Consider the following 3,268-nt stretch of genomic DNA (forward strand, 5'->3'; position numbering starts at 1 on the left):
AGGTTCGTAAGCTCGCCGAGAGGAGCCAGTTTGCAGCGGGCGAGATCAACAAGCTTTCCGCTTCGAGCGTGGAAGTCGCAGAGAAAGCGGGTGAAATGCTCACAAAGATCGTCCCCGATATTCAAAGAACGGCGGAACTCGTGAGTGAGATCAATGCGGCGAGCAATGAACAGAACGCCGGGGCGGATCAAATCAATAAAGCAATTCAGCAGCTTGACAAGGTGATTCAGCAGAACGCGTCCGCAACGGAAGAGATGGCCTCCACCTCAGAAGAGCTATCCTCACAGGCCGAGCAGTTGCAGGAAACCATTGCCTTCTTCAGGGTCGGTGAAAGCGGCAATGGAAGAGCAACAGCAACGGTTGCCAAAAAGAAATCCGTGGCGAACACAGTGGTGCACTCAAAAGTCGAGACCAAAATAAACAAAACGCCCTCCCATAAGGGCAAGCGGGAAAACGCTCCTGTCGGTGGCGTGCGTCTCGACATGACATCCGGCAAAGACGCACTCGATGAAGAGTTCGAAAGGCTGTAGACAATAAAGATCGGGGGTCAGAGATCGCAAAAATGGGCTGGTCCCCGATCTTGACAGATGACAGAAGGAAGCAAGCGTGACTGGAATGAACAACGCAACTATCCGATACGGTATAAAAGGCGCGTTAAGAGCGATGAGGCATGGTAGAGCGATGCGGGGCCGAAGGAAGAGACCCGGATAAAGACAAATTGAACAACAGGGGTCAGGACTTTCCATGAAAGGTGGGCGAGCGTGCCTGCGATTGATCCGGTCCCCCAGCATAAAGGAGGCAACATATGAGCGTAGCGTCAATTACAGATACAAGACAGTACTTAACGTTTCAACTCGGCGATGAGGTATTTGCCCTCGATGTATCGCATGTGAGAGAAATACTCGAATTCACCACTGTTACAAAGGTGCCAAGAACACCTGATTATATGCGGGGCGTTATTAACCTGCGCGGAGGTGTGGTGCCCGTCCTCGATATGAGACTCAAATTTGGTATGTCCCTGACCGAAAAAACGGTGAATACCTGCATTATTGTGGTAGAAGTCTCTTTTGAAGGAGAAAATATCATCATGGGCGCCCTCGTGGACTCGGTTCAAGAGGTATTTGACCTGGAGCCGAATCAAATCGAGCCTGCTCCGAAGATAGGGACCCAGCTCAAAACTGAGTTTATTAGAGGCATGGGCAAGAGGGATGACCGTTTTATTATATTGCTTGACATTGACAAAATATTCTCTTCGGATGATGTGGCCCTTGCACAGGAGATCGGCGCGGATAAGAATATGAGGATGGCCAGCAATGCGTGAGGCAACGCAGGGCCGTGTTACGTGACGGGAACGGCTCGCAAGTGCCTCGTGAATCGCCATGTATATGTACCATGCTAATCAGTAAAACCGGTTTAGTGACGGCAAAGATCGGAAGAAGACGAGAAAATGTGAACAGGGCGACGCTAGAATCGTCCCCTGTTCACTGAAAGGGATGACCATTGATTAAGAAACAGCCACAGACCATGAACCTGTCCGACAACGATTTCGTCCGTCTTGGGAAGTTCATTTATCATCAGTGTGGCATCAATATAACTGATGCCAAAAGGTCCATGCTGGAAGCCCGCCTCCAGAAGAGACTACAAATACTTAACTTCAGCTCGTTTTCCCAGTATTGTGATTATCTGTTCAGTGCGCAGGGCAACGAACAAGAGCTGACAGACATGATCAATCAGGTAACCACCAACAAGACGGATTTCTTCCGCGAGCCAGGACACTTCGATTATCTGACCCGAAAGGTGCTCCCTGAATTGAATCGGACGAGAAGGGCTATCACGGTCTGGAGCGCAGGATGTTCGAGCGGAGAGGAACCGTATACACTCGCCATGGTATTGAAAGAATTCGGGTGCGACTTTATCGTCGCTGCTACCGACATATCCACGAGGGTACTTGAAAAGGCGCGCCGTGCCGTGTACGATGACGAAGAGGTAGGTCCCATACCCTCGGAGATGAGGAGGAAATACCTACTTGTAAGCAAAGACAAGACAAAAAAGCTTTATCGGGTCATCCCGGCGCTGCGAGAGATGGTAAGATTCAGAAGACTCAACTTCATGGATGGCGACTTTGGTTTCCGCGAGCCCGTAGACATCATTTTTTGCAGGAATGTCATCATTTATTTCGACAGACCCACACAGGAAAGACTTCTGAACAAGTTCTGCCAGTGCCTTTCTCCACATGGATATATCTTTATGGGACACTCAGAGACACTTTTCAGTATGAATGTGCCTCTAACTCAGGTAGCGCCGACAGTTTACCGGAGGGTGGCATGAACATCTATCTCAAGCCCGGTGAGATATACATTTCCGATAAGCCTGTGATAGTTTCCACGATTCTTGGTTCCTGCATCGCGTTGACGATATTTAACAAACGACTGAAAGTGGGAGGCATCTGTCACGCACAGCTTCCCACAAACCCCTCCTCAGACGTCGAGAATACTTTCCGATACGTTGACAGCTCCATCTTCTACATGATCAGGAAATTTGAAATGATGGGTATTACAAAGGATGAAATGGTGGTCAAGCTCATGGGCGGGGCGGATGTACTTGACCCAGCCCGAGCAAACCGCTCAACGGTGGGGCAAAAGAACGTAGAGACGGCCCTGAATGTGATTAAAAGCCATCAGCTTATTCTGGCCGCATCTCATGTGGGCGGGGAACTCGGAAGAAAGATACATTTCGACACCGATACCGGGGAAGTCCTGTTAAAACGTATCAACAGAACACCAGGCGAGGAGGTTCTGAACCGATGAGCAAGATCAAAGTCCTCGTTGTGGACGATTCGGCGGTTGTGCGTCAGACACTCGCCGAAGTCCTTAATTCAGATCCTCATATAGAAGTTGTGGGCGCTGCGAGAGACCCTTTCGTGGCGGCGGAGTTTATCAGCGAAATGGTTCCCGATGTCATGACTCTCGATGTTGAGATGCCGCGTATGGATGGCATTAGCTTTCTCCAGAAGATTATGGCTCAACGCCCGATTCCGGTGGTGATCTGTTCCTCCCTTACCGAAAGAGGTTCGGAGACCACGCTCAAGGCACTCGAGTATGGGGCATTGGATATCATTCTCAAACCCAAGCTCGGAGTAAAACAGTTCTTCGAGGAATCAAGAATCCTCATCTGTGATGCGGTCAAAGCGGCCTCGCGCGCTAACTTTAAGAAAGCCGCCTTCAAGCCCATGATTGTCCAACCCAAACTGACTGCTGATGCGGTCATC

5 protein-coding genes are annotated in these 3,268 nt (G+C 49.9%); all 5 read left to right on the plus strand.

All coding sequences use genetic code 11. The features are described from left to right. Nucleotides 1-530: methyl-accepting chemotaxis protein (locus VMT62_01100; GenBank protein HVN95002.1), on the plus strand; the 530-nt coding region annotated here is incomplete at its 5' end. A gap of 275 nt (nucleotides 531-805) precedes the next feature. Continuing rightward, nucleotides 806-1,321: a chemotaxis protein CheW gene (locus VMT62_01105; GenBank protein ID HVN95003.1), complete on the plus strand. Its 516-nt coding sequence runs from the start codon at nucleotides 806-808 to the stop codon at nucleotides 1,319-1,321. Between the two features lie 179 nt (nucleotides 1,322-1,500). Then, entirely contained in the window at nucleotides 1,501-2,328 is an 828-nt protein-coding gene (locus VMT62_01110; protein HVN95004.1) for a protein-glutamate O-methyltransferase, read from the plus strand. After that, nucleotides 2,325-2,807: a chemotaxis protein CheD gene (locus VMT62_01115; GenBank protein HVN95005.1), complete on the plus strand. Its 483-nt coding sequence runs from the start codon at nucleotides 2,325-2,327 to the stop codon at nucleotides 2,805-2,807. The genes VMT62_01110 and VMT62_01115 overlap by 4 nt, the downstream gene beginning before the upstream one ends. Continuing rightward, a partial coding sequence (locus tag VMT62_01120; GenBank protein ID HVN95006.1) for a response regulator occupies nucleotides 2,804-3,268 on the plus strand: 465 nt, incomplete at its 3' end. The genes VMT62_01115 and VMT62_01120, both read left to right, overlap by 4 nt.

Source organism: Syntrophorhabdaceae bacterium (assembly GCA_035541755.1).
Lineage (GTDB): Bacteria > Desulfobacterota > Syntrophorhabdia > Syntrophorhabdales > Syntrophorhabdaceae > PNOF01.

Coding starts and splice junctions, on each gene's coding strand:
- VMT62_01105 (HVN95003.1), top strand. CDS start 806: ATGAGCGTAGCGTCAATTACAGATACAAGACAGTACTTAACGTTTCAA.
- VMT62_01115 (HVN95005.1), top strand. CDS start 2,325: ATGAACATCTATCTCAAGCCCGGTGAGATATACATTTCCGATAAGCCT.